The organism is Halostagnicola kamekurae, assembly GCF_900116205.1.
GTDB lineage: Archaea > Halobacteriota > Halobacteria > Halobacteriales > Natrialbaceae > Halostagnicola > Halostagnicola kamekurae.
Genome location: NZ_FOZS01000001.1, coordinates 161,685 through 184,449 on the forward strand (window position 1 = coordinate 161,685; position 22,765 = coordinate 184,449).

General features: G+C 62.6%; 18 protein-coding genes. 8 read left to right on the forward strand and 10 right to left on the reverse strand.

The genetic code is table 11. The features are described 5' to 3' along the window. Positions 1–89 precede the first annotated feature (89 nt). On the reverse strand, positions 90–1,268 hold the full coding sequence (locus tag BM348_RS00805; RefSeq protein ID WP_092900645.1) for an aspartate kinase: 1,179 nt from the start codon (positions 1,266–1,268) through the stop codon (positions 90–92). Between the two features lie 237 nt (positions 1,269–1,505). Between BM348_RS00805 and BM348_RS00810 the strand changes: the two genes are divergently transcribed. Further along, a complete protein-coding gene (locus BM348_RS00810) occupies positions 1,506–1,949 on the forward strand; it encodes a hypothetical protein (protein ID WP_092900648.1) in 444 nt (147 codons plus the stop codon). A 197-nt stretch (positions 1,950–2,146) separates the two neighbouring features. Here BM348_RS00810 and BM348_RS00815 read toward each other — a convergent pair whose 3' ends face one another. Continuing rightward, positions 2,147–3,796, reverse strand: coding sequence for a DNA-directed DNA polymerase II small subunit (locus BM348_RS00815; RefSeq protein WP_092900651.1), 1,650 nt, complete (start codon positions 3,794–3,796; stop codon positions 2,147–2,149). Positions 3,797–4,285: 489 nt separating this feature from the next. Between BM348_RS00815 and BM348_RS00820 the strand changes: the two genes are divergently transcribed. Beyond that, the gene (locus BM348_RS00820; protein WP_449272237.1) at positions 4,286–5,164 is read left to right on the forward strand and encodes a S26 family signal peptidase; all 879 of its coding nucleotides are present in this window, start codon (positions 4,286–4,288) and stop codon (positions 5,162–5,164) included. Between the two features lie 96 nt (positions 5,165–5,260). On the opposite strand, the gene BM348_RS21755 is transcribed toward BM348_RS00820, so the two are convergent. Next, positions 5,261–7,381: an AAA family ATPase gene (locus BM348_RS21755; RefSeq protein ID WP_245779374.1), complete on the reverse strand. Its 2,121-nt coding sequence runs from the start codon at positions 7,379–7,381 to the stop codon at positions 5,261–5,263. A gap of 1,232 nt (positions 7,382–8,613) precedes the next feature. On the opposite strand from BM348_RS21755, the gene BM348_RS00835 reads away from it, so the two are divergent. The 4 genes from BM348_RS00835 to BM348_RS00855 all read left to right on the forward strand — a co-directional run bounded on the left by BM348_RS00835 (position 8,614) and on the right by BM348_RS00855 (position 12,131). Continuing rightward, positions 8,614–9,252 (forward strand): Era-like GTP-binding protein, encoded by a 639-nt coding sequence (locus BM348_RS00835; RefSeq protein WP_092900657.1) that lies wholly within the window; start codon positions 8,614–8,616, stop codon positions 9,250–9,252. 6 nt (positions 9,253–9,258) lie between these two features. After that, complete coding sequence (locus BM348_RS00840) at positions 9,259–9,669, forward strand: DUF2073 domain-containing protein (protein WP_092900660.1); 411 nt, start codon at positions 9,259–9,261, stop codon at positions 9,667–9,669. Continuing rightward, entirely contained in the window at positions 9,669–10,952 is a 1,284-nt protein-coding gene (locus tag BM348_RS00845) for an OapC/ArvC family zinc-ribbon domain-containing protein (RefSeq protein ID WP_092900663.1), read from the forward strand. The genes BM348_RS00840 and BM348_RS00845 overlap by 1 nt, the downstream gene beginning before the upstream one ends. Positions 10,953–11,342: 390 nt before the next feature. Further along, positions 11,343–12,131 carry a DUF7089 family protein gene (locus BM348_RS00855; RefSeq protein ID WP_092900669.1) on the forward strand — a complete coding sequence of 263 codons (789 nt, stop codon included), beginning with the start codon at positions 11,343–11,345 and terminating at the stop codon, positions 12,129–12,131. Between the two features lie 84 nt (positions 12,132–12,215). Here BM348_RS00855 and BM348_RS00860 read toward each other — a convergent pair whose 3' ends face one another. Then, positions 12,216–12,794 carry a DUF7090 family protein gene (locus tag BM348_RS00860; protein WP_092900672.1) on the reverse strand — a complete coding sequence of 193 codons (579 nt, stop codon included), beginning with the start codon at positions 12,792–12,794 and terminating at the stop codon, positions 12,216–12,218. Positions 12,795–13,309: 515 nt separating this feature from the next. Here BM348_RS00860 and BM348_RS00865 point away from each other — a divergent pair. Next, positions 13,310–13,990 carry a class I SAM-dependent methyltransferase gene (locus BM348_RS00865; RefSeq protein ID WP_092900675.1) on the forward strand — a complete coding sequence of 227 codons (681 nt, stop codon included), beginning with the start codon at positions 13,310–13,312 and terminating at the stop codon, positions 13,988–13,990. 156 nt (positions 13,991–14,146) lie between these two features. Here BM348_RS00865 and BM348_RS00870 read toward each other — a convergent pair whose 3' ends face one another. Together BM348_RS00870 and BM348_RS00875 are read right to left on the reverse strand one after the other, a co-directional pair. Beyond that, complete coding sequence (locus tag BM348_RS00870) at positions 14,147–14,725, reverse strand: DUF1684 domain-containing protein (RefSeq protein ID WP_092900678.1); 579 nt, start codon at positions 14,723–14,725, stop codon at positions 14,147–14,149. Between the two features lie 81 nt (positions 14,726–14,806). Next, complete coding sequence (locus BM348_RS00875; protein WP_092900681.1) at positions 14,807–15,046, reverse strand: DUF7127 family protein; 240 nt, start codon at positions 15,044–15,046, stop codon at positions 14,807–14,809. A 183-nt stretch (positions 15,047–15,229) separates the two neighbouring features. On the opposite strand from BM348_RS00875, the gene BM348_RS00880 reads away from it, so the two are divergent. Beyond that, complete coding sequence (locus BM348_RS00880; protein ID WP_092903510.1) at positions 15,230–17,605, forward strand: ATP-dependent DNA helicase; 2,376 nt, start codon at positions 15,230–15,232, stop codon at positions 17,603–17,605. 57 nt (positions 17,606–17,662) lie between these two features. Here the strand turns inward: BM348_RS00880 and BM348_RS00885 are convergent, their stop codons facing one another. The 4 genes from BM348_RS00885 to BM348_RS00900 form a co-directional block, all read right to left on the reverse strand. After that, a complete protein-coding gene (locus tag BM348_RS00885) occupies positions 17,663–19,021 on the reverse strand; it encodes a hypothetical protein (protein ID WP_139231122.1) in 1,359 nt (452 codons plus the stop codon). Positions 19,022–19,107: 86 nt separating this feature from the next. After that, positions 19,108–19,419: a DUF7521 family protein gene (locus tag BM348_RS00890; protein WP_092900688.1), complete on the reverse strand. Its 312-nt coding sequence runs from the start codon at positions 19,417–19,419 to the stop codon at positions 19,108–19,110. 278 nt (positions 19,420–19,697) lie between these two features. Continuing rightward, positions 19,698–20,837 (reverse strand): ABC transporter ATP-binding protein, encoded by a 1,140-nt coding sequence (locus BM348_RS00895; RefSeq protein ID WP_092900691.1) that lies wholly within the window; start codon positions 20,835–20,837, stop codon positions 19,698–19,700. After that, positions 20,834–22,726 carry an ABC transporter permease gene (locus tag BM348_RS00900; protein WP_245779411.1) on the reverse strand — a complete coding sequence of 631 codons (1,893 nt, stop codon included), beginning with the start codon at positions 22,724–22,726 and terminating at the stop codon, positions 20,834–20,836. The genes BM348_RS00895 and BM348_RS00900 overlap by 4 nt, the downstream gene beginning before the upstream one ends. Between the last annotated feature and the right edge of the window lie 39 nt (positions 22,727–22,765).

A 22,765-nucleotide genomic window follows, 5' to 3' on the forward strand; every position in this document is an offset into this window, starting at 1 on the left:
GCCCCTCGCGGCAAAGTCACTTCTGCCAGACTATGCAAGCAGCGTGAAATTGACGCGAGCGTAAACGAGACGAGACGGGCGACCGAGACCTAGAACAGGTCCTGCGTGATCTCTAAGGTTTCCTCGCGATCGTCCCAGTCGACGACGAGCGCGACGCTGGTCGCGCTCGTGATTATGTCCTGAAGGTTGATCCGGGCCTCTGCGAGCGGGTTGACGATGTCGCTGATGATTCCCGGCTGGTTCGGCAGTTCGCCGCCGGTCACGCGAACGACGGCCATCGGCGAGTCGACGGTCACGCTCGAGAACTCGTCGCGAGCGATGACCTCGCGGTGGAGGATGTTCTCGGCTCGTTCGGCCTCCTCTTCGTCGATGTAGAACGTCACCGTGTCGACGCCGCTCGCGACGGCTTCGATGTTGACGTCGCTCTCACCGAGCGCTTGCGAGAGGTGCTGGAAGACTCCCGGCTGGTTCCGAATCGCCCGGCCCGCGACGGTGAGACAGGCGATCGGGCGCTCCCGGAGATCGACGAGGTTCTGGAACTCGCCTTCGATGCTCGTCCCGCCGCTGAGAAGGTCGCCGTGCTGGTAGTGGACGACTCGAACGTCGAGCGTGGTGTCCTTGTACGAAAGCGCGGAGGGAGCGACGACCTCGGCACCCCGGAACGAGAGGTTTCGAAGCTCGTCGACCGAGATCTCGCCGACGTTTCTGGCCCCTTCGACGACCCGCGGATCGCCCGTCATGACGCCCTCAACGTCGGTGACGATGACGACCTCGTCCGCGTCCATATACTTACCGAGCATGACGGCCGTCGTGTCGCTGCCGCCCCGACCGAGCGTGGTGATCGAGCCGTCGGTTCCCTCGGCGAGGAACCCGGTGATGACCGGGACGACGTCGTCGAGCGACTCGGCGACCTCGTAGGCGCGCCGTTGGGTCTCCTCGACGTCGACCTCGCCGTGCTCGTCCGTGATGATCGGCCAGTCCTCGCTGCCCGGCTCGAGGAATCGCGCCTCGATGCCGCGGGCCGAGAGCGCCGCCTTGAGCATCCGAACGGAGGTCCGTTCGCCCATGCTGACGATCTGGGCTCTGTCCTTGTCGCCCGTCTCGAAGGTGATGTCCTCGAGCAAGTCGTCGGTAGTCGATCCCATCGCGCTGGCGACGACGGCGATTTCGTGGCCGTCTTCGACCGCCGCGGCGACGGAGTCTGCGGCCCGGTTGATTCGGTCGCCCGACCCCAGGCTGGTTCCCCCGAACTTCGCTACGACGCGCATAGAGACACCCCACAATCGACGTGAGTGGCCGTGGTTCTGCTCATGTGCCAGTCCATTACAAGAGCGAGCAAATAACTGTGTCCCATCGATCTCATTTTTACTTCCGATCGCATCGGTGCGTTCGAATCCGTCCGAACGGGGTCGATTCGGTAGGGTACTCGAGCGGACTGGGCGATTGCGGGCGCGGGTGAGCCGCCGGGCGAGATTTATAGTAGTGCAAGCCATTACCACACACTAATGAACATACGCGACGCACTCGAGGCCGATGCCGATGCACTTGCGTCCATCGCTGACTCGCCGACTGACGTGATGCGAAACCTCGTACACGATCGGACGGTACGCGTCGCCGAAGACGGCACCCACGATCCGAACGCCGACGTCCGGACCGGCGACACGCAGTATGACGAGTCGAACCCGGAGGACCTCCTCGGATTCGTCAGCTTCGACGCGAAAGGCGAGACGGTCCACGTCACCCAGATCGGCGGCACGGACGACGCCTGCGTCGAACTGCTGGCCGAGCCGGTCCGGTTCGCGGAGGGCGAATCGATGACCGTCGAGCTCCTGATCCCGCCGGAGGCCGACGGCGTCAAAGCCGCCGCCGACGAACTCGGGTTCCGAAACTGCGGCTCTGGTCCCCGTTTCGAGAACGCCCGCACGGAGAAGTTCCGACTCGAGCCCTGATACAACCGAAATTGGGCTCGAGTCGAAGGGCCAACGGGCAGGATTCGACTCGAGTCGACTCGTGGCGGAGTTAGGGTTCGATCTCGAGCCGAGTCGTGACGGAATCGGGACTCGGTTTCGAGTCGAATGGTGGTAGAGTCAGGCCTCGGTTTCGACTCGAGGGCGAATAGCGTCGTTCCGCATCTCGGGGTCGCTTCTTAGCTAAACTTCTGGACGGTCACGTCGAGCGTGTCGAGGTCGACGATGGGCGCGTAGCCGGCGTCGGGATCGATGTTGACGCTCTTCTGGAACTCCGTCTGGGCCTGCCAACACCCGGAGTTGATCGCAAGCACGTTGTGGTACTTGCCGAAGCCGAGTTTGTGGACGTGGCCGGTGTGGAAAATGTCGGGGACGTCTTCGATGATCAGGTAATCTTCCTTCTCGGGAGCGAGCCTCGTGTGGCCGCCGAACTGGGGAGCGACGTGGCGCTTTTTGAGGAGCTGGTACATCGCTTTGTGCGGCTCGTCGTAATTGGCCTTCTCCTCGGGCAGTTCAGCGATCACTTCGTCGAGACTGACCCCGTGGTACATCAGGACCGAGACCCCCTCGAGAGTGACCGTCGAGGGGTTGCTCACGATCTGCGGGTCGTGTGCGGACATGATGTTTCGCAACCGTTCGTCGAATCCAGGTTGGGGTTCCGCGAGTCTGACCGCGTCGTGGTTGCCCGGAATCATGACGATATCCAGATCACCTGGCACTCGCTTGAGGTGCTCGTTGAACGCCTCGTACTGGTCGTAGATGTCGACGATGTCGAGTTCCTCGTCCTGATCCGGATAGACGCCGACGCCCTCGACCATGTCGCCGGCGAGCAACAGATACTCGACGTGCTGGGCTTCCGCCGTATGCAGCCAGTCGGCGAACCGATTCCAGGCGTCCGCCATGAACTCCTGGCTGCCCACGTGAACGTCGCTGATGAGCGCAGCCTGGACGTGGCGATTCGCGGTCGACGGCTCGTACGTCCGCGGCACGTCCGGAAACGACATCGAATCGACGAATGCGATGCCCGAATCGTCCGCCAGCGTCCCCTCCATCGCCAGCACCTCGTCGCAGAGCAACTCCTCGACGAGGCCGGCGTACTCCCTGTCTTTCATCACGAGCCACGGGAACGTCCCGGTCGCGTCCTCGAGTTCGATCAGCCAGTGCCCGCTCGCGGTCGAGCGGATGTCGTTGACGAGTCCGACCATCGCCGCCTCGCTCCCGCCCGGCATGCTCTGGATAGCGGAGGCCGGACGGTGGTTGAACCGACCGCGGAGTTTCGACCCCAACCGCTCGAGTCGGTCGCGAAAGACGGCGACGAAATCCTTGTACTCGCCCGTCCCCGTGCTCTCGCCGGTCATGTCGTTCGCGATCTCGAGCGACCGACTCGAGGCGTCGCCAGCTCGATCGAAACGATCGGTAGACCCCATCGTTTCGACTGGAGAATCGGTCTTCGAACTGGACGACGTCCGGGATGAATCTCCAGTTGAAACAGAGGGGTCGTCCAGCGGCGCGTCCGTGGGATCGTTTGCACCGCTCGAACGATCGTGTCCGATCGAGTCGCTCGGGGACGCCGGTGAATCGCTCGACGCTGGCGGGGAGTCGCTCGAGCGTGACGACGATTCGCCGGAAGCCGATTCGGACTCCTCGAGAACCGATCGAACGTGCTCCGAGCGCACGACAAGCGTCCCCTCGGGGAGCGCGTCGACGACCCGCTCGAGGGTCGGCTGTGGTCGCTCCGCGGCGGCGATGAGGGTCACGGCCTCGCGCTCTGCGTTGTACCCGCGGGTGGTCAACTCGCTGACGATCCGGGCCGGACCCTCGAGTGGCACACGATTCGCATTCGCGAGTGGCGAGAAAAGGATGACGGATCGGCGGTCTCCAACTGCCCGTCGGCCGGCCCTGTCTGACCCGAGGGGGAAAGTTGATACACGGTCCTCGCAAAATGAGATTCAATGGGCGATGGCGACGGCAACGACGGCTACGACGACCGAGACCGAACTGGTTCGTCGTCCGAGTCAGACGACTATCGCGAACCGAAAAACAGGGGCGAATCTGAAAACGGCATCGAGGATCATGGGAACGGTGCTGACGACCTCGAAAGCGGCGCTGACGACCCCGGAAACGGTGCCGACGAGTCCGCACACGCCAGCGACGAACTCGAGAACGACACCCACGACTTCGAGAGTGGCGGCGATGGCTTCGAACACGGCGGCGACGGCTTCGAACACGGCGGCGACGGTTCCGAATCCAGCGGCGATGGGCTTGAGCACGGCAGCGATGCCGCCGGCAATCGCGGTGGCGAACCCGAACGAGACGACCTGGAATCTCGTCGAGCGACTGCCGACGGATTCGACGGTTCGGACGACCGCACGGTCTCGAGGGGTGGCTCGAGCGCTTCGAGTGGGTCAGAGAACGCTCGAGGCGAATCGGCGGATGGAGTAACGATCGAGGACGACGGTCTCTTCCGGTGGTTCTTGAAGACGGACGACGGGACAGTCATGATGGTCAGAGACGTCCTGACGAGCGTCGCGATCGTCGCAGCGATCGGCCTCGTGCTGTTCGCCGTCAGCGGCATCTGGCCTCCACTGGTCGCCGTCGAGAGCGGGAGCATGCATCCGAATATGCAGGAGGGAGACCTGATCTTCGTCGTCGGCGAGGATCGGTTCGTTGGCGAGAACCCGGTCGACGGAACCGGCGTCGTCACGCTCGAGAACGGGCAAGAAAGCGGCTACGACAAGTTCGGAAAGGCCGGCGATGTCGTCGTGTTTCAGCCGGGCGGGAACGAGAGAGCCACGCCGGTGATACACAGAGCCCACTTCTGGGTCGAGGAGGGAGACAACTGGGTCGAACAGGCGGATCCGGCGATCATCGGCGAGGATACGACCTGTAGCGAGGTCGAATCGTGCCCCGCGGACCACGCCGGGTTCATCACGAAAGGAGACCACAACAGCGGCTACGACCAGCAGACCGGTCTCGGTGCGAGCTCCGACGAAATCGTCAAACCCGAGTGGATCACCGGCAAGGCGTCGTTCCGAATCCCGTGGCTCGGAAACATCCGCCTGCTGTTCGATAAGTACCTGTTCGGTGCGGTCGGCGGGACCGTCGCCCCGCAGGCGGTCGCCGGCATTTCGGCCGGTGCCGGCAGCGTCGCCGGTGCCGTGACCGTGGCGGGAAAACGCTGGTCCGATCGAAACTGAATCACGACGGCTTTCTGCGGAGAAACGAGGGTCTCGAGGAGTGATCGAGAGCAAACGTCCGGACTCGAGGAGCGATCGCGAGGAAACTTCAGGGAGCTAGTTCTCGAATCGGGCCTGCACGAATGGCTGGATGTCGTCGATGTCGCTCAGACGCGAGTCGCTCAGTAAGACGGCCTCCGTCTCTTCGAGTGGAACCGAGAGGCTGATCTCCTTGGTTCGGCCGTAGCGTCCCTTCGAGACGACGACCGCGTTGACGATCCCGAGCATGTCGAGTTCGCTGATGAGGTCCGTCACGCGCCGCTGGGTGAGGACGTCCGCGTCGATCTCCTCACAGAGGCGCTTGTAAATGTTGAACACTTCTCCCGTGTTGATGCTCTGGACGCCGTGTTTCTCGAGCGAGATGATCGAGAAGAGGACGAGTTTGCTCTGGGTGGGGAGGGTCCGAACGACCTCGACGACCCGATCGAGTTCGATCTTGTCCTGGGCCTGCCGGACGTGTTCCTCGACGATGGTCTCTGACTGGGACCGCTCGGCGAGTTCGCCCGCCGTCCGAAGGAGATCCAGTGCGCGCCGCGCGTCGCCGTGTTCCTGTGCGGCGAAGGCCGCACACAGCGGGATGACGTCGCCCGAGAGCGCTCCGCCTTTGAACGCGACCTCCGAGCGGTGCTGGAGGATATCGCGCAACTGGTTCGCGTCGTAGGGCGGGAAGACGATCTCCTCTTCGCCGAGACTCGACTTCACGCGCGGGTCGAGAAAGTCGGTGAACTTCAGGTCGTTCGAGATGCCGATGATCGAGACTCGAGAGTTATCGAGTTCCGAATTCATCCGCGAGAGGTTATAGAGCGTGTCGTCGCCGCTTTTCTCGACGAGTTTATCGATCTCGTCGAGCATGATGACCACGACCCGTTCGGAGTAATCGACCGCGTCGAAAAAGACGCTGTAAACGCGGTCGGTCGGCCAGCCGGTCATCGGTACCTCCTCGAAGGATTCCTTGTCTTCCTCGAGTTCCTCCATTCGATCCTCGATGTCCTCGAGCGAGTCGAACGGCGTCGCCTCGAGCGGATGCTCGATAGAGCCGGTCGACGACCCGTCGCCACTGGACTCGAACCCCTCCGTTTCGACTGGAGAATCGCCCGACGTGAAGTCGACGTTAGAGTCAGCAGAACCGTGGTCACCAGCGGACGAAGACGGATCGGCGGACGAAGCCGGATCCGTGGTACCAGAAGTCCGATCGACTTCTGTGCTCGCGTGTGCGCGCGGAGAAGAGTTTTGGTGGCTCGTTTCTTCTTGCGAGGTCGTTGCACTCGCCGGATCAGGCGATTTCTCCGAATTCGTGCTATCCACCGCGGATATACTGGTCTGTTCTGTCGCCGCATCCGCTGATTCGACTGTGTCGTCTCGGTCCGGCGAGTCGGTCGTTGGTTCTCGAGTTCCCGACGGAGCAGTATCGGAGTCGATCGAACCACGAGCGTCGGAGGCGTTCGAGGCGTCGCCGTCGATCGCGTTCGAAGCGCCGTCATCGACCGCGGTCGAATCAGCTGCGTGTGAATTCGTCGCCGATCCGCTAGTCGTTTCTTCCTCCGCTTCGGTGGTCGTGTTCGATCCAGCGGTTGGGTCGAGTTCCGTCTGATGCTGTGGACTCGAGGTGTCGCCGGAGGACTGCTCGTCTCCCGCGTCTGTATCGTGATCTCGATCGAACTCCTCGACCGAATCGACGAGTGATCGGAGCTCGTCGAGTCGCGTCTCGATTCGCTTTTCGTTCTCTTCGATGAACTTGTTCGCGAGTTGTGCGAGGACTCGATACTGAGTGTCGGTCACTTCGCAGTTGATATACTCGACGTCGCAGGGAACGCTGTACTTCGAGGACGTGCTCTCGAGTTCCTTGCTCACGAACTTCGCGCTCGCGGTCTTTCCCGTTCCCGTCTTGCCGTAGATCAGAATGTTCGACGGGGTTTCCCCACGTAGCGCAGCGACGAGAATAGTCGCCATCTTGTTGATCTGATCGCTGCGATGGGGAAGCTCGTGTGGCGTGTACGACGGTCTGAGGACTTCCTTGTTCTCGAAGATAGGTTCGCCGCTCAACAGATCGTCGAACAGACCCTGGTTCGGCTCGTCATCGCCGAGATTGGATCCTTTCAGCTCGGTAGAGAACCCGTCCGGGCCTCCGAGCTCGACGTTGCGGTCCGAATCCGTCATATCTAGGTCGTCGTCAGACATTCCTCGTTCGTACACCCCGTCATTTCAAGTGGAACGTGACTCGAGCGCGATCTATTGTGGCCCGTACGAGCCTGAAAGAAGCCATTCGAGCGTACGAGTTCGCGATCGGAGTCCAGTTGATGCAAACGAACCAGAGGAACACCTAGCTATTAAATTCTTCCCTTCGGTCTCCAAGAACTGTTGGGAGTTTGTCCGTTCGGAGATCTCGAACGGTTTCGAATGGATTGGATAAATAGTGAGAGAACATAGCACGCGAGAAAACATAGCACATTGGACTGTGCGGAAACCCCCCACCCCTTCGTTTCAGGTGGAAACGGTTCCGAGAGGGGGTGGGTGGGAGGGGGGATTGAATATGGGAAGATTCAAGTTGGTAACACAGAAACAGTATCCGCAGAACTAGCAAAACTAGTAATTTACTAGAGTTAGATTAATCAACGCTAGTGTTTACTAGAAAGCGGACTCTATAGCAACTCAGTTACTAGAACGGCCGGATCTCCGCTTTCGTTTTTCGAACGGCCCTCTTTCCCCACGAATCCCCTCCAAATCCTACTTAGAACTCTTCTCTCGGCTATTTCTCCGTCTCTCGCTCGAGTTTGCACTCGGATCATCCCGTTTTCCACCGATCCGCCACCCTCCCTGATTCGCGATCTCCAGTCGAAACGAAGGGGTGGGGGATCAGCCGCTTATACTAGTATGGTTCTAGTACCCACACTCTCCCGGGCTGTCCGAGCCCACGTGGGACGTCCAGTCGACCACACTACTCCTCGTTTTGGGAATACTGGTACCATCTTCGGACTCGAGCAGCTGCTATCTCTCTCGGAGACTCTATTCTCACACCTCTCTTTCCAGTGGATCAGTCTCGAACACTTCGAACTCGACAGGCTATCCGAATTCACAGTTCGAAAGGCTATCCGCACCCACTATTTGAGGATCTATTCACATCTGCTGTTTGAGAGGCCGTTTCGCGAATTTCGAGTGCACTCAGCTTGTGTTCTCTGGACGTAGCCTCTCACGTTCTCCCGTTACTCTCAATTTCCAGCTCTCCCAATTATCTCCGTTTAGTCTTTTGTGTCGGATCGCTCCAGCCATATCCGAATCGTTTCTTAGTACTACTGTCTCGGCTACGACAGTCTCATTGCTGTTGGATGCTCAATACGTCTGACGTAGGCTTAAGTGAGTTCAGTTCCGTAGTACGCGCAGATGCGCCACTATGGTGCTGGAGGCCCCCTAGGATGGGACTGTTAAAAGGACTTAAAGATAGTATCTCTCGCGTTACGGATCGGTTGTTTTCCGAACAGGAGCCAAAACGGATTGGAATCTACGGGCCGCCGAACGCCGGGAAGACGACGTTAGCGAACCGCATTGCTCGAGACTGGACAGGTGACGCGATCGGGACGGAGAGTCACATTCCACACGAAACGCGCCGCGCACGAAGAAAGGAAGGAGTCGAAATCGAGCGCAACGGCAAATCCGTGACGATCGATATCGTCGATACGCCCGGTGTCACGACGAAAGTGGACTACGAGGAGTTCACCGGAGAGATGGAAGAAGACGACGCGATCCGTCGCTCTCGGGAGGCGACCGAAGGCGTCGCAGAGGCCATGCACTGGCTTCGCGAGGACGTCGATGGCGTCATTTACGTTCTCGATAGCGCGGAAGATCCGATCACGCAGGTCAATACGATGTTGATCGGAATCATCGAGTCGCGAGAGCTGCCGGTTCTCATCTTCGCGAACAAGATCGACCTCGACGACTCGAGTGTCAAACGCATCGAGGACGCGTTCCCACAGCACAAGACCGTCCCGTTGTCGGCCAAAGAAGGCGACAACATGGACGAAGTGTACGAGAACATCGCGGAGTACTTCGGGTGATCTGAGATGCCCAAAGCAACGAACGCAGACGACGGCGATGGCCCGGAACGTCCCGACGGCGTCCAGATCGACCTCATCAGCGGCGAACGGATGGAGGGGATGGCCAGCATGGAGAAGATCCGGATGATTCTCGACGGCGTCCACGACGGCAACATCGTCATCCTCGAGGAGGGGCTCTCGCCCGACGAAGAGAGTCGGCTCATCGAGGTGACGATGGCCGAAATCAGTCCCGACGAGTTCAACGGCATCGAGATCGAAACCTATCCGAAATCCAGCACCGGCAACTCGTCGATCCTCGGTCGGATCATGGGGAACAACGAATCGACGAACAAACTCACCGTCATCGGACCGGCGAACCAGATCGAAACCCTTCACAAGGACGAAACGCTCATCAGCGCGCTCGTCAGCCGTAACTAATGCCCCACCAGTGTACGAACTGCGGTCGAACGTTTCCCGACGGCTCCAAAGAGATGCTCTCGGGCTGTCCCGACTGTGGCGGCAACAAGTTCCAGTTTGCACCCGCCTCGACGGGTACCGGGGATCCTGCGGGTAGCTCACAGGGGGAGTCTGCGAGCACCGCTCCGGACGACTCGAGGACACCACCCGAGCGACCGACCGGCGAGTCGGCCGACAGCGTCGCTGCTCGAGCGGCTGAATCGGTTCGTGATTTCGTCTCGAGCAGGTCGGACACTCCGAACGCGGAGAATCCGAACCCACAGTCCGGTGAGACCGCTGAATCTGGCGTGGCTGAGCAGTCAACGACCGAGGCCGAAGTCAGTTCGAAATCAGATGCTGCAGACGTAGCTCGGACGCACCGCTCGGACGAACCGTCTCAGAACGAGAAAACCGACCAGGCCGAGAAAACGGACGAGGCCATCACTAGTACGAGCGAGACGACCAAAAACGCGAGTACGGACGAGCCGATTCAAAATACGGCTTCTGGCTGGACGACAGCCAGCGAGAGCGACGACATCCCATCCTCGAGTGGCGAGTTCCCCGAGTGGCCCGATTCTGCCAGACCGCCCGAAGATCGCTCGACAGCCGTCGCCGACGATGGTGAAACGACGTCCTCCGAGGCCAGTTCGAGGGCAACTTCGCCCGGGAGTGAAACGACCTCCTCCAAAACGAGTTCGACGGCGGGTTCCCAACAGAGTTCGTCGATGGGTTCCCAACAGAACTCGACGGCGGCCGTCGAAGAGGGTTCGACGGCGCCGCCCCAGGATACATCGAAAGCAGCCTCACGGGACGATATCGCCACGTCACAGAGTGGAACTGCCACGTCACAGGGTGGAACCGCCGCGACGCGGGACGACACCACCTCGTCGACGACACGGACGGAGGCGGAGTCCGAGCGAGCCGACGCCGATCCGGTCGAGAACGAAGATATCGCTCAGGCCAGCGCACGAAGCGACGTCGTCGGTTCCGACGAACTTCCGGACTCGAGCGACGAGATCGAGGAGGCGACCGCGCCGGACCACGGCCGAGTCGTGAGCGAACCGACCGGAGACCAGCCGTCGCTCGAGGAGCTCAGAGCGGAACTCAACGAGCAGTTCGAAAGCATCAAAATTCTCAAACCCGGCCAGTACGAGCTCAATCTGATGGAACTGTACAACCGCGAGGAGTACATCATCTCGTTGCAGGAAGACGGTCGGTACGTCATCGACGTTCCCGACTCTTGGCGGGACGGTACAGATGAGTAACTCCTGACGGGACGCTTCCGACGAGTAGGGTGTAACGCGCCGCCGGAGCCCACTCCACTCGAAACGAAGGGGTATACTCGGACTCGGACAGATTCGTGGATTGTCCGTGCTCTTTTACCGATCACCGACCCCTATCACCATGACAGACTCTACACTGGTGACTGACTCTACACCGGTGACCAACTCTACACAGGTGACCGACCGCTATAGGTACCTGTTCGACTCGAGAGCGACGATCGATCGCTCCCCCAGTGCAGCGGAGAAAGATGGATTTAAGCGACGTGACCGAGACGAATTCGGTATGAGTACTGCAACCAAGATCGTTCTCACGACGGTCGCCGCATCGGCGTTGCTGTCGATCCTGCTCGTCTTCCAGACAGTCTTCATCTGATGTTCGAGGAGCGTGACCTGTCGAGTCCGGTGCGAGCCGCTCGAGCGGAGTACGCACCGACGACTCTGGTTTTCGACTGCGAACAGGATTTCGAGACGCTCCCGCCGGCACAGGCTGAAGAACTCGGACTCGTCGTCGAGTCGCTCGACCCGGCGACGTATCCGCAGTCGTGGCTTCCCGACGATGCGCCCGAACTGCTCTCTCGGTACGTCGGGTCCGACTTTACGATCGGCATGCCGGGCGATGGAAGCGTCGTCTGGACGCGACAGACCGATCCCCCGGTCGTTCTCGTCAAACCTCGAGTCGAGGGCTCTCCGGACGAATTCATCGACTTCTTGCTCGCTGAGGCGTTCGTCGAGCTCTCACTCGACGTTCCGGAACACTTCATCGGGTTCTTCGAAGCACAGTACGCCGACCTCTCGAGCGTGACCCCGCGTGGACCGAACTCGACCTATCAGATCGCGGCGGCGTTGTTCGACGCCTGGACGGGTCTCCAGACGCGAGCGGAGTTCGCCGACTGGCACGCGGACCATCCCGAACTCGCCAGCGCGTGGCAGGACGCGGGCTCGAGTCTCGAAGAACGCGTCGGCGAACTTCCGCGTGCGGTCGCTCGCGGGGAGACGGACTTCGCCGATGCGACGGAGCTAGCGTGTGCCGCGATCAAACACGCGATCGAGTTACCGGCGCCGTTCGGCGCGCTCGATACGCAGGCCTACCGAGATCACGGCCCCGAGTACGGGATCCAGTGGGCCAAAAAGACCTTCGACGCGCTCGAGGACGAGTCGTAACGTTCACCGTTTTCCGACGGCGTTAGAACTTTGCAGCGCCAATCCCGGCGAGTTCGAACTCGTCCACTGGTGATTCCGACGGCGTTAGAACTCCGCAGCGACGGTTCCGTCCGCGTCGAGGTCGATCACGCCGTCGAAGCGGTCGCGAAACGCGTCGACGATTTCGTCGTCGTGGACCTCCTCGGAGAGGTGAAAGAGCCCGATCGCGTCGTACTCCGCGAGCAGTTCGAGAATCGAATCGACGGCATCGAGCGCCGCCTCGTCGTCGGCGTAGTAGGCGAGTTCCGTGACCGAGTCGATGCTGACGCGGAGTTTCCCCTCGTGTGCGTCGAGGAAGCCTTCGATGTGCTCGAGGATGCCGTCGATGTCGTCCGGTGCGCTGACGTAGTGGACCGTATCGCTCGAGCGGCGGGAGTGCCCTCGTTCGATACTCAGCGTGTCGAGTATCTCCGCGGATTCCTCGTCGACGTCGTAGTACTCGAGTTTCTGTCGGACCTCGCGGGCGGTCGTTCGAGTCGAGACGACCAGAAACTTGTCGGTGTCCGTCTTGAAAAAATCGGTATCGATTCGGTCGGTTTCGCCCGTGCTCGGATGAAGAAGTAGTACGCCGGTACCGCCCGGGACCGTCGGCGGTGTCTCATCGATGTCGAGAGTATACTCCATATTGAGGGTATCAACTTCCGGGATCGACTTAAGCGTGCGGATGTATCGAACGTGGTAGGGTTGCGAGCGTTGAGACTCCACAGACAGCAGGTCTGTGAATGCTTCGGTTGCGCGGCTGTAAACTGTGAATGCGTAACTTCGCGGGCTGTGAGTCTGTAGTAAGCTTTGAATGTGTAGACTGCGCAGGCTGTAAGTCTGTGAGTGCTATGGGAAAAGGGCGAGAGGTGGGACAGCTTACGGCTGGTCTCCGTCCGATGCCCAGGGACGCGTCCCAGCCGGGACCTCTCTACACTCTATTTTTTAGGCGAGCCTAAAGTATCTGTCGGTCGACTGTATCACTGTTTTCGCGGCGACGGACACAGCTGCTTTTCGGTCACCGATCCCGTTCTCACATTGGTTCGTGAGGCCGTCCGTCGCCGTCGCGGCTTGCAATCCAGTGTGGCTTGCAGTCCAGTGATGCGAACGCGAGTCCAGCGATGCGAACGCGTTTTGTCATTCGCGCCGTATCGTCACCCATGAGTGTTCGCGAGGAGTTCGACGAGTGGGCCACGGACGGCCGCGACAAGGGAATGGAGGATCGCCACTGGCACACCGCAAAGCACGCGCTCGCCAGGATGCCGGTCGAGCCCGGCGACACCGTCCTCGATCTCGGCTGTGGCAGTGGATATGCCGGTCGCGCGATTCGAGACACCAACGACGCGGGTCGGGTCTACGGACTGGACGGCTCCCCGGAAATGGCGTCGAACGCTGGAGCCTATACGTCCGACCCGCAGGTCGGGTTCGTCGTCGGCGACTTCGGCTCGCTGCCGTTCGAGACGGACTCGATCGATCACGTCTGGTCGATGGAAGCGTTTTACTACGCGGCGGACCCCCACGAGGCCCTCGAGGAAATCGCCCGCGTACTCGCGCCCGGCGGGACCTTCTACTGCGCCGTCAACTACTACGAGGAGAACGTCCACTCCCACGAGTGGCAGGAGTTCATCTCCGTCGAGATGACTCGCTGGTCCCGCGAGCAGTATCGGGACGCCTTCCGAGCGGCGGGTCTGTCGGTCGCGGCCCAGGACAACATTCCGGATCGCGAGATCACGATCCCGGCCGAAGCCGAGTTCCCGATCGACGACTGGGACACTCGAGACGCGATGGTCGAACGCTATCGAGAGTACGGCACCCTCCTCACCGTCGGCGTCGCACTCTGAACGTCTCGAACCCCTCTATTTCCACTCGAGATCGTGTCAGCCCGCACAAATCGGGAGCAAACGATCGAACGCTATCCTTTCGGGATGCGGTCGCTCGAGTCGAAATGGTCCCCTTTTCCAGCGTGAAACGATCCTCTATTCCCAACGTGTGATTGGTCACTCCTCGAATCGCTCGCCCGCCGGAATCGTCACCTCGAGCCAGTTCTCCTCGGGCGGGAGCGGACAGTCGAACGTCTCGCTGTAGGCACAAAACGGCGTGTACGCCAGGTTCAGATCGAGGACGACATCCTCGCCGTCCTCGAGGTCGCGATCCGGCGACAGTTCCATGTACCGTCCCCCCTCGTACGTCTGCTGGCCAGTCGTCTTGTCTCGAAACGGGATAAAAAGCGGCTCTTCTTCGGGCCGCTCCATCTGGTAGGCCGCCAGTTCGTAGCTCCCGTCGGACAGCTCCGGGTCGTCTCGCTCGAGGTCGAACGAGAGCGTTGCGACTCGGAGGTATCTGACCTCTCTCCCCGTCGTCGTGTCCATCGTCACCGGGTCGGGATCGTCGTGGACCGACACGGTCGCGTGAACTCGATAATCGGCGTCCGGATCGAAGTACTCGAGCCCGGAGAACGCCTCGCGCTCTTCCGGCGGGATTGGCGACTGGGGATGCTCGGCGAAGAACTCGTCTTTCTCGTCGCGTTTGTCCTCGAGTTCCGCTCGCCACGTGTCGACGTCGAACGAATTGCTCATAGGAATCGTACCGGCCGCGGACTCGAGTGGGTTGTGGTTTCGAAGTCGGATGCGGTTCGAAAGCGACCGACGAATCGATCGCTACTCGGCGATCGTGAGGATACCGTTTTTCACCGAGATGTCGCTCGCGTCGGCCGGCAGTTCGAACTCGAACTGCTCGTCGTCGGTGACGACGATCACCGTGTCGTCGATCACGTCGACCGTGATGTCGCCTGCCCCAACGCCGAAATCGACCGCGATTACCGCGCTGTCGTCGTAGTCGTAGGTCCGAACGGTGGCACCGTGTCGGTCGACGTCTCGCAGTTGTTTTGGGACTCTCATACCATGCCTAGGCGTCCGAGACGTGTAAGCCCCACGCTGGCAGTATCACCCTCCGATTTCTCGGCTCGTTGACTCTCACTACAGGGGGTTTCTGTATCGTTCAGCGGGCGAGTGTTTATACCGGAAGCCGCGCCTATCGAGGTCCGTCAACGATATGGACGACCGACGATGAATACGGACACCATGACGAACTGGCGCTCGGTGTTCGGTCACCCGACCCCCTACGACGAGCAGGTCGACGGCATCGAGTCCGCCATCGAAACCGCTCGAGACGGTGGCTACACCGTGATCGAGGGGGCCTGTGGCACCGGCAAGACGATGATCGCGCTCACGGCGGGGATCGATCTGGTCCGCGACCCCGACAGCGACTACGAGCGCGTGTTCGTCCTCACGAGCGTCAAACAACAGCTCCACCAGTTCGAGGAGGACCTCGAGACGATAAACGAGAACTTGCCCAGCGACTGGGATCCGGTCTCCGGACTCACCCTCGTCGGGAAGGCCGACGTCTGTCCGTACAACCGTGAGGGAAAGGGAGGTATCGACGACGGAAACGTCTACGACCGCTGTGAGTCGCTCCGGGACCGAACGCGAGCGCTGACCGGCGAGGGCGGGTCCACGACGGCCGGGGCCCTCGCCTCGCGCGCACGGAGTCAACAGATCGGACTCGCCGACAGCGGGTCTCGCGGCGGATCGGCGAACTTCCTCGAGACCGCCGGTGAAGCGACGCCGTACCCGCCGGACATGCCCGAGTACGACGACGGCGGCCCGGCCGGGAGCGAAGTCGAGTACTGCCCGTTCTACGCCCAGTACCTCGAGGATCTTCCAGAGGACGGCAGCGACGGTGACGCCGCCGAGGCGGTCCCATTCGATTTCACCGAAACCGGACTCGTGACGCCTGAGGATTTAGTCGGGCTCTCGGCCAGTCGCGGAACCTGTCCGCACTCGGTGATGGGTGCCGTGCTCGGCCACGTCGAGGTCGTCATCGGGAACTACTACCACGCGTTCGACCCGACGACCACCTCGTCGTTTACCGGTGCGCTGCTCGACGACTCGACGTTCGTCGTCTGCGACGAAGCGCATATGTTAGAGCCCCGCGTTCGCAACCTCGTGAGCGACGGGGTCGCCGACCGGACGCTGCGAGACGCGGAGACGGAACTCTCGCGCGTGATCCAGCCGGTTCGCCAGGAACGACAGGGGAGGCGGGCGGAGGGCGGGTCCAAGACGGCGGACGCCGACCTCGTGCGCGGCGAACTCGCCGACAGCGATGTCTCCTACGAGGAACTCGAGCGGACCCTCGAGTTCGTTCAGGATCTGCGGGGCGAACTCGACCGTCGCGTCGAGGCTCACCTCGACAGAGAGTACGGGAACTGGAAGGCGGATCTAACGCAACTCGAGGACGACGAAATCCCGCTTCGAGACCCCGCCACGCCGTCAGAGGACGAACTGAGCGAGTGGGCGTCTCGGGCGGGCTACAGCGACGCGGTGTGGGTTCGCGCGGAGGCGGTCGGCGCGGTCGTCGAACGGATCTTGAACAGCGCGGAAGACGAGGAGCGCACCCGTTCGATGCCCGCCGCCGGCCGCCTCCTCGGCGAGTGGTACCGTCGCGGCCACACCGAGTACTTCAGGGAAATCGAACTCGAGCGGACGTGGAACGAGATGGAGCCCCAGGATTCCTGGCGGCGGGCCTACACCGCCCGGCTCGCCCTGCACAATTGCGTCCCGAGCGACGCCATCGGCTCGCAGCTCTCATCGTTCGGCGGCGGCGTCCTCATGAGCGCGACCCTCGAGCCGATGGACGCGTTTACGGAGGTGACGGGCCTCCAGTACCTCGAACGCGAGGAGGACCGCCCGGTGGCGACGCGCCAGTACGGCTTGCATTTCCCGGCGGAAAACCGCGAGAGCTTCGCGGTCGCCGCGCCGAAGTTCACCTACGAGAACAGGGGTCGACCCGGCGAGGAGAACCCGACGCGCAGAAGCTACGTCGACGCGCTCGAGCGCGTCGCCGAACTGCCGGGGAACGTCCTCGTCGGGATGCCGAGTTACGCCGAGGCCGAGTGGGCGGCGGGGGCGCTCGAGGACCGAATCGACAAGCCCGTCCTGCTCGACGCCTCGAGCAGCGACGACACCACGCAGTCGCTGAAAGACGAGTTCTTCGCGGGCGACGGGAAGGTGCTGGTGACGAGCCTGCGGGGAACGCTCACCGAGGGCGTCGACTACCGCGGCGACCGACTGTCAGCCGCGGTCGTCTGTGGCGTCCCCATCGTCAACACCTCGAGCCCCCGGACGAAGGCCGTTCGCCGCGCTTACGACGACGAGTTCGGCGACGGGTTCGAGTACGCGCTGACCGTCCCCGCCGTGCGGAAAGCCCGGCAGGCGATCGGTCGGGTCGTTCGAAGTCCCGAGGACGTCGGCGTTCGCGTCCTGCTCGACGAGCGCTACGCCCGCGACAGCTGGGATTCGGTCCGTCCCTATCTCGCCGCAGACGCGGAGTTCCAGTCGGTGAGCCCCGACATGCTCGAGTTCGGTCTCGACCGGTTTCGGTCGCGCCTCGAGCAGTAGGCGTTCGATCGGTAAGCACCGCATTCGGCCAAGCCGGACCTCGAGAACGCTATCGCATTAGCTCGCTGTCCCTGCCGGAGTGTCCGTCCGTTCCGTTTCGGTCGTGGCGGTTCTCCCGAACCGATGTCCGATTGTGAACAGCGGAACGCCGAGCAGTGCCGTTATGAGGAATATTCCCGCGAACATCGTCGAGGAGATAATCGCGATCCCGATCTGCGGGACGAGCGCCAATCCTGCCACTATCGGCCCCAGCGCGGCGACGAATGGGAACAGGAAGCGAGCAGGATGTTTCGCGCCGGAGAGCACGCCGAACGGCAGGAAGATCAGCGGACCGGCGAAGAACACGAGCTTCGCGCTCAGTGGCGCACCGACAATAAGTGCACCCGTCCACGCGACGACTGCGACCGCGGCGATTCTCGAGACGTTCCTGTCGGTGTTCGCGCCCACGAAATCCGCAAGCAGCGCGGTGACGGCCGTCAGGAACGTCTGCGGTGCGAGAGTGATTCCGACGGTTGCGAGCACGGTCCAGAAATCGCCGGCGATGACGCCTGTGAGACCGGTGAATGCAACGTAGAGGCCGGTCCCGACACCCACCCATCGCGTCGTCGTTCGCCCTCGAGCAAGCGATCGTGGGAGCCGGTTGCCGACCAGAAGCAATCCGGCCGCGGCGAGGCCGAGGAGTCCCGTCGGAAGCTGCGCGAACTCCCGCAGTTCCGACTCGATCAGTCCGAACGAGTGGACCTCGAGCGCGCCGCTCGTGGCCGCCTTCGAGACGAGGCCGTCGTCGGGGGCGAACGCGACGGTCGGCTCTCGACCGAGTTCGGGGCCCTCGTACTCCTGATCGCTCTCGGACGTCCAGGTCGCTCGATTCTCCGCGATCGTCCCGCCGGGCGGCGCGTGCGTAACCGTGGTTCCGGACGGGCCCGTGATCGTGAACGTGTCCGCGTTGACGTACACGTCGGTCGTCGGCGGGGACTGGGTGAACTCGTCGAACACGATCACGCCGCCGGGGTACTGGTGGGTGGAATCATCGACGGCGAACGCGACCGTGAGGGTGCGGTCCTCGAGCGTCGTCGAGAGGTTTTCGACCTCGTCCCCGACGATCCCGGAGTGGGAATACGTCCGAGTGACGGCGCGCTCGAGGGCCGTCCGGTTCTCCTCGAACTGGGCCGCAGCGGTTCGGTTCAGGGTGGCGGTGGCGCGCCACTCACTGTTTCCGTCGGCGTCGACTCGGATCTCGAGGTCACTTTCACCGACACTCGTGTTGACGCCGTTTTGCTCGGCTGCCCACTCGAAGTCGTCCCCACAGATCCCGCAGACGCCTTCCGGCGGCGGCGCTGGCGAACCGATCGGGACGAACGCGACCGTGAAGAGGAGGACCACGGCGATACCGAGGACCACGCGTGGAGGGCGCATGATCGACGATATCTATCTCACGTGTCAAATAATTACCGTACCGACCGACACTCCGGTCCACCAGAGGACATACCGACGAACGGTGGCTACCGGATTATCGTCGTCGATCCGGACGCCGAATCGCTCATCTCCGCGTACAACGAGTACAGGAGGACGGCGAAGCCAAACGCCGTAAACGAGTTCTGGACGGCGACGCCCAGGGCGACGTTCCCCTCGAGCGAGTGGATGAGTCCGCCGAGGATCGAGCCGATGATAATGCAACAAAAGCCGATCGTAACGGCTCGAAGCGCCGGTGCGCCGGTCCGTCTGTACGCGCGAAGGGCGAGCGCCGCCACGGCACCGCCGGTGAGCAGCGTCGCGGTGTTCGCGACCGTGATGATTGCCGTGTATTCGTCCATGTCTCGAGTCGTCGAGTGATGTGGCCGCCGGGTCCAGAGCGAAACTGGTGAAAGAGTCCCGTGACGAGCGGCGGATCTGCGGGAATCGATCTGTGGTGGCCGTCTCAGGTGTCGTCCGAACGCGTCTTCGGAACCGCCGTGTTGAGTCGCGCAAGCGGCCGGGAGACGGGGTCGGGTTTTCGCTGTGTGAAAGAAACTGAATCGGTTACTCTCTTGAGTAATGGGTTCGGTTCTCAGCAGCAAAGAATTGAACCGAATATGTTCGCACTGGACGTTCGCTACGGCGACCGTTCGACGAGTCGGGCGTCTTCGGGAGCGAACCCGACGGTCAGTTCCTCGGCGGGCGCCTCCTCGAGCAGCAGAACGACCGGCATCCCGTTCCACCGGCCGTGAACGCGAACGACCGGGCCGAGGAATTCGCTGGTTTCGACGGTCACCGGGAACCGGTTGGTCGACGCCGTCCGCGAGAGGTGTTCCGGTCGAATACAGATCGTCACGCGATCGCCGACGGACGGCTGGCAGGGGTCGCCCGATCGCTCGGGGCCGCGTTCGTCCGTTCGCTCGAGGCCGCGTTCGCCCGACCGCTCGAGGTTACGTTCGCCCTCGAGCGCCGACATTCGAAACGTTCGGTCGGCGATTTCCACCCGCGTCTCCTCGGCGTTCGACTCGAGCACCCTGGCTTCGAAGACGTTGTTGTCGCCGACGAACTCGGCGACGAACCGGCTCGCCGGGTCGCGATAGACCGTCTCCGGCGGCCCGACCTGTTCGACCGCGCCGTCGTTCATCACGGCGACGCGGTCGGAGACGGCGAGCGCCTCTTCCTGATCGTGTGTCACGTAGACGGTCGTGATCTCGAGTCGCTCCTGGATTCGCTTGAGCTGTCGACGGAGCGATTCCCGAAGGCGGGCGTCGAGCGCGCTCATCGGTTCGTCGAGCAGGAGCACGCTGGGCTCGGGGGCGAGTGCGCGAGCGAGCGCGACGCGCTGTTGCTGACCGCCGGAGAGCTGTTCCGGCTCCCGATCGCCCATTCCCTCGAGATTGACCAGTTCGAGCAACTCCTCGATGCGCTGTTCGCTCGATGGACTCTCCTCCGACTCGAGAAACTGCAGGCCGTAGCCGACGTTTTCGGCGACGGTCATGTGCGAGAAGAGCGCGTAGTTCTGGAAGACGACGCCGACATCGCGGTTTTCGGGCTTGGTTCCAGTCGCGGGCGCGCCGTCGAACGAAACCGTTCCCGTCGTCGGCTCCTCGAAGCCCGCGATGGTCCGGAGCGTCGTCGTCTTTCCGCAGCCGGAGGGGCCGACGAGGGTGAAGAACTCCCCGTCCCGAACGCGGAGGTCGACCGACTCGAGCGCCGCGGTCCCGTCCTCGCTCGAGCCGTATCGCTTCGAGACGGACTCGAGGCGGAGTTCGGTCACCGTTCGAACCTCCCGCCGACGCGGTCGATGACGACGAAACTCGAGGCGGTGACGAAAAGCAGGATCGTCCCCATCGCGATGGCGGGGCCGGACCGCCGCCCAAGATACCGCTCGAGTGCGACTGGCATGGTATAGGCGTCGGTTCCGCCCGCCAAAATCACCGTCGAAGAGAACTCGCCGATCGAGATGGCAAAGGCGAACGCCGCGCCGGCGACGATCCCGCTCGCGATCAGCGGCACTTCGATGTCGAGTACGGCGCGGATTCTCGAGGCGCCGAGCGCGCGGGCCGACTCGACGACCTTCGGGTCGAGGTTCGACAGCAGCGGGGAGACGTTCCGCGTCACGAACGGGTAGGCGGCGACCGCGTGGGCGACGACGATCGCGACTGGCCCCGTCACTTCGAACTGCCAGCCGTAGGGGAGCTCGATTCCGAAGACGAGGCCCTGGAGGAGCCCGATTCCGACGACGACGCCGCTGACGGCCAGGGGCACCATCGCGAGGGTTTCGACGATCGTTCCGCTCCGCCCCGCTCGAGTCGTTAGCACGCTCACGACGACGCCCATCGGCACGGCGAGCGCCAGCGTCCCGACGCCGAAAAGCAGCGAGTTTCGAATCGCCGGAAACGGCCGCGTCTGGAACGCCGCCCCGTCTAGCTGTCGCTCGAGCAGGAACGAGAAGTGCCCGAGGGTGAACCCACCGGCGTCGGTAACGCTCCCGACGACGAGACTCGCCATCGGCCCGACGAAGACGACGAGCGCGAGGACGCCGTAGCCGACGATCGCGAGCCGTCGTGGCGACAGCGCGGTTCGAACCTCGGGAAATAGCGGCTCTCGAGCGGTCCTCGCGTCGACTCGAGCGAGTCCGGTCTGGGCGGACTCGTACCGGAGGTAGACGTAGGTGAGCGCGAGCGAGAGGACCGTCTCGAGCAGCGCCAGCGTCGCGGCCTCGGCGTACTCGAGCTGGCGCATCCGGTCGTAGATCCAGACTTCGACGGTCGCCAGCTCGAGGCCGCCCAGCGCGAGGACGATGGGGAAGGTCATGAACGTGAAGATGAACGTCAACAGCGCGCCGGTCAACACCGCCGGGAGCAGTTGCGGAACGACGACGTCTCGAAAGGCGCGCCGCTGGCTCGCACCGAGGCTGCGGGCCGTATCGACCGTCCGCGCGTCGACCGACTCCCAGGCGGCGACGGTGATCCTGGCGATCAGCGGCGCGTTGTAGAACGCGTGGGCGAGGATAACGATCGCGAGCGGACTGAACTGCATGAACGAAACAGGCCCGAGACCGACCAGTCCGAGCAGGGAGTTGAGCGTCCCTGCCTGCCCGAACATGGCGTAGAACCCGACCGCGACCATGATTCCGGGGAGGACGAACGGGAGGATCGTCAGCGACCGGATCGTCCGCCGGCCGCGAAACTCGTAGTTCGCGAGGATAGCCGCCGCCGGCAGCGCGAGCGCGACGCTCACGACCGTCGAGAGCGTCGCCTGATAGGCGGTAAATCCGAAGAGTCCACCCCGAATGCCCGGCGTCTGAATCGACAGCCAGGGCAGCGGGAGATCGATGCCCGGAACCGGCGTCGCGACCGTCGGCGAGACCGAACTCGAGCCGACCCAGTCGGCGAGCGCCCCGAGGTGGCTCCCGATCGCCAGCGGGTTCTCGAAGACCGCAGCCAGCGACCCGACGTAGAACGGATCGGTCAGGACGTCGCGCAGCGGCTCGAGGGTCGGCACCCCCTCGACGAACGCCGCGTTCGCGAAGACGACGCCGATTGGAAAGTACAGCATGACGACGAGCAAGCCGGCAGTCAGCGCGGCGGCCAGCCCCAGGGCGTGGCGCTCGAGCCAATTCCTGCCGTCCACCGCCCAAAGATCCGGACTGCCTCGTCGAATCGAGCGGCGTTCGAACCAGGTCCGGTCGTCGTCGGCATC

Coding starts and splice junctions, on each gene's coding strand:
- BM348_RS00860 (WP_092900672.1), bottom strand. CDS start 12,794: ATGGAGTATACTCTCGACATCGATGAGACACCGCCGACGGTCCCGGGC.
- BM348_RS21755 (WP_245779374.1), bottom strand. CDS start 7,381: ATGTCTGACGACGACCTAGATATGACGGATTCGGACCGCAACGTCGAG.
- BM348_RS00810 (WP_092900648.1), top strand. CDS start 1,506: ATGAACATACGCGACGCACTCGAGGCCGATGCCGATGCACTTGCGTCC.
- BM348_RS00805 (WP_092900645.1), bottom strand. CDS start 1,268: ATGCGCGTCGTAGCGAAGTTCGGGGGAACCAGCCTGGGGTCGGGCGAC.
- BM348_RS00890 (WP_092900688.1), bottom strand. CDS start 19,419: ATGGACGAATACACGGCAATCATCACGGTCGCGAACACCGCGACGCTG.
- BM348_RS00855 (WP_092900669.1), top strand. CDS start 11,343: ATGTTCGAGGAGCGTGACCTGTCGAGTCCGGTGCGAGCCGCTCGAGCG.
- BM348_RS00865 (WP_092900675.1), top strand. CDS start 13,310: ATGAGTGTTCGCGAGGAGTTCGACGAGTGGGCCACGGACGGCCGCGAC.
- BM348_RS00835 (WP_092900657.1), top strand. CDS start 8,614: ATGGGACTGTTAAAAGGACTTAAAGATAGTATCTCTCGCGTTACGGAT.
- BM348_RS00870 (WP_092900678.1), bottom strand. CDS start 14,725: ATGAGCAATTCGTTCGACGTCGACACGTGGCGAGCGGAACTCGAGGAC.
- BM348_RS00885 (WP_139231122.1), bottom strand. CDS start 19,021: ATGCGCCCTCCACGCGTGGTCCTCGGTATCGCCGTGGTCCTCCTCTTC.
- BM348_RS00875 (WP_092900681.1), bottom strand. CDS start 15,046: ATGAGAGTCCCAAAACAACTGCGAGACGTCGACCGACACGGTGCCACC.
- BM348_RS00880 (WP_092903510.1), top strand. CDS start 15,230: ATGACGAACTGGCGCTCGGTGTTCGGTCACCCGACCCCCTACGACGAG.
- BM348_RS00840 (WP_092900660.1), top strand. CDS start 9,259: ATGCCCAAAGCAACGAACGCAGACGACGGCGATGGCCCGGAACGTCCC.
- BM348_RS00845 (WP_092900663.1), top strand. CDS start 9,669: ATGCCCCACCAGTGTACGAACTGCGGTCGAACGTTTCCCGACGGCTCC.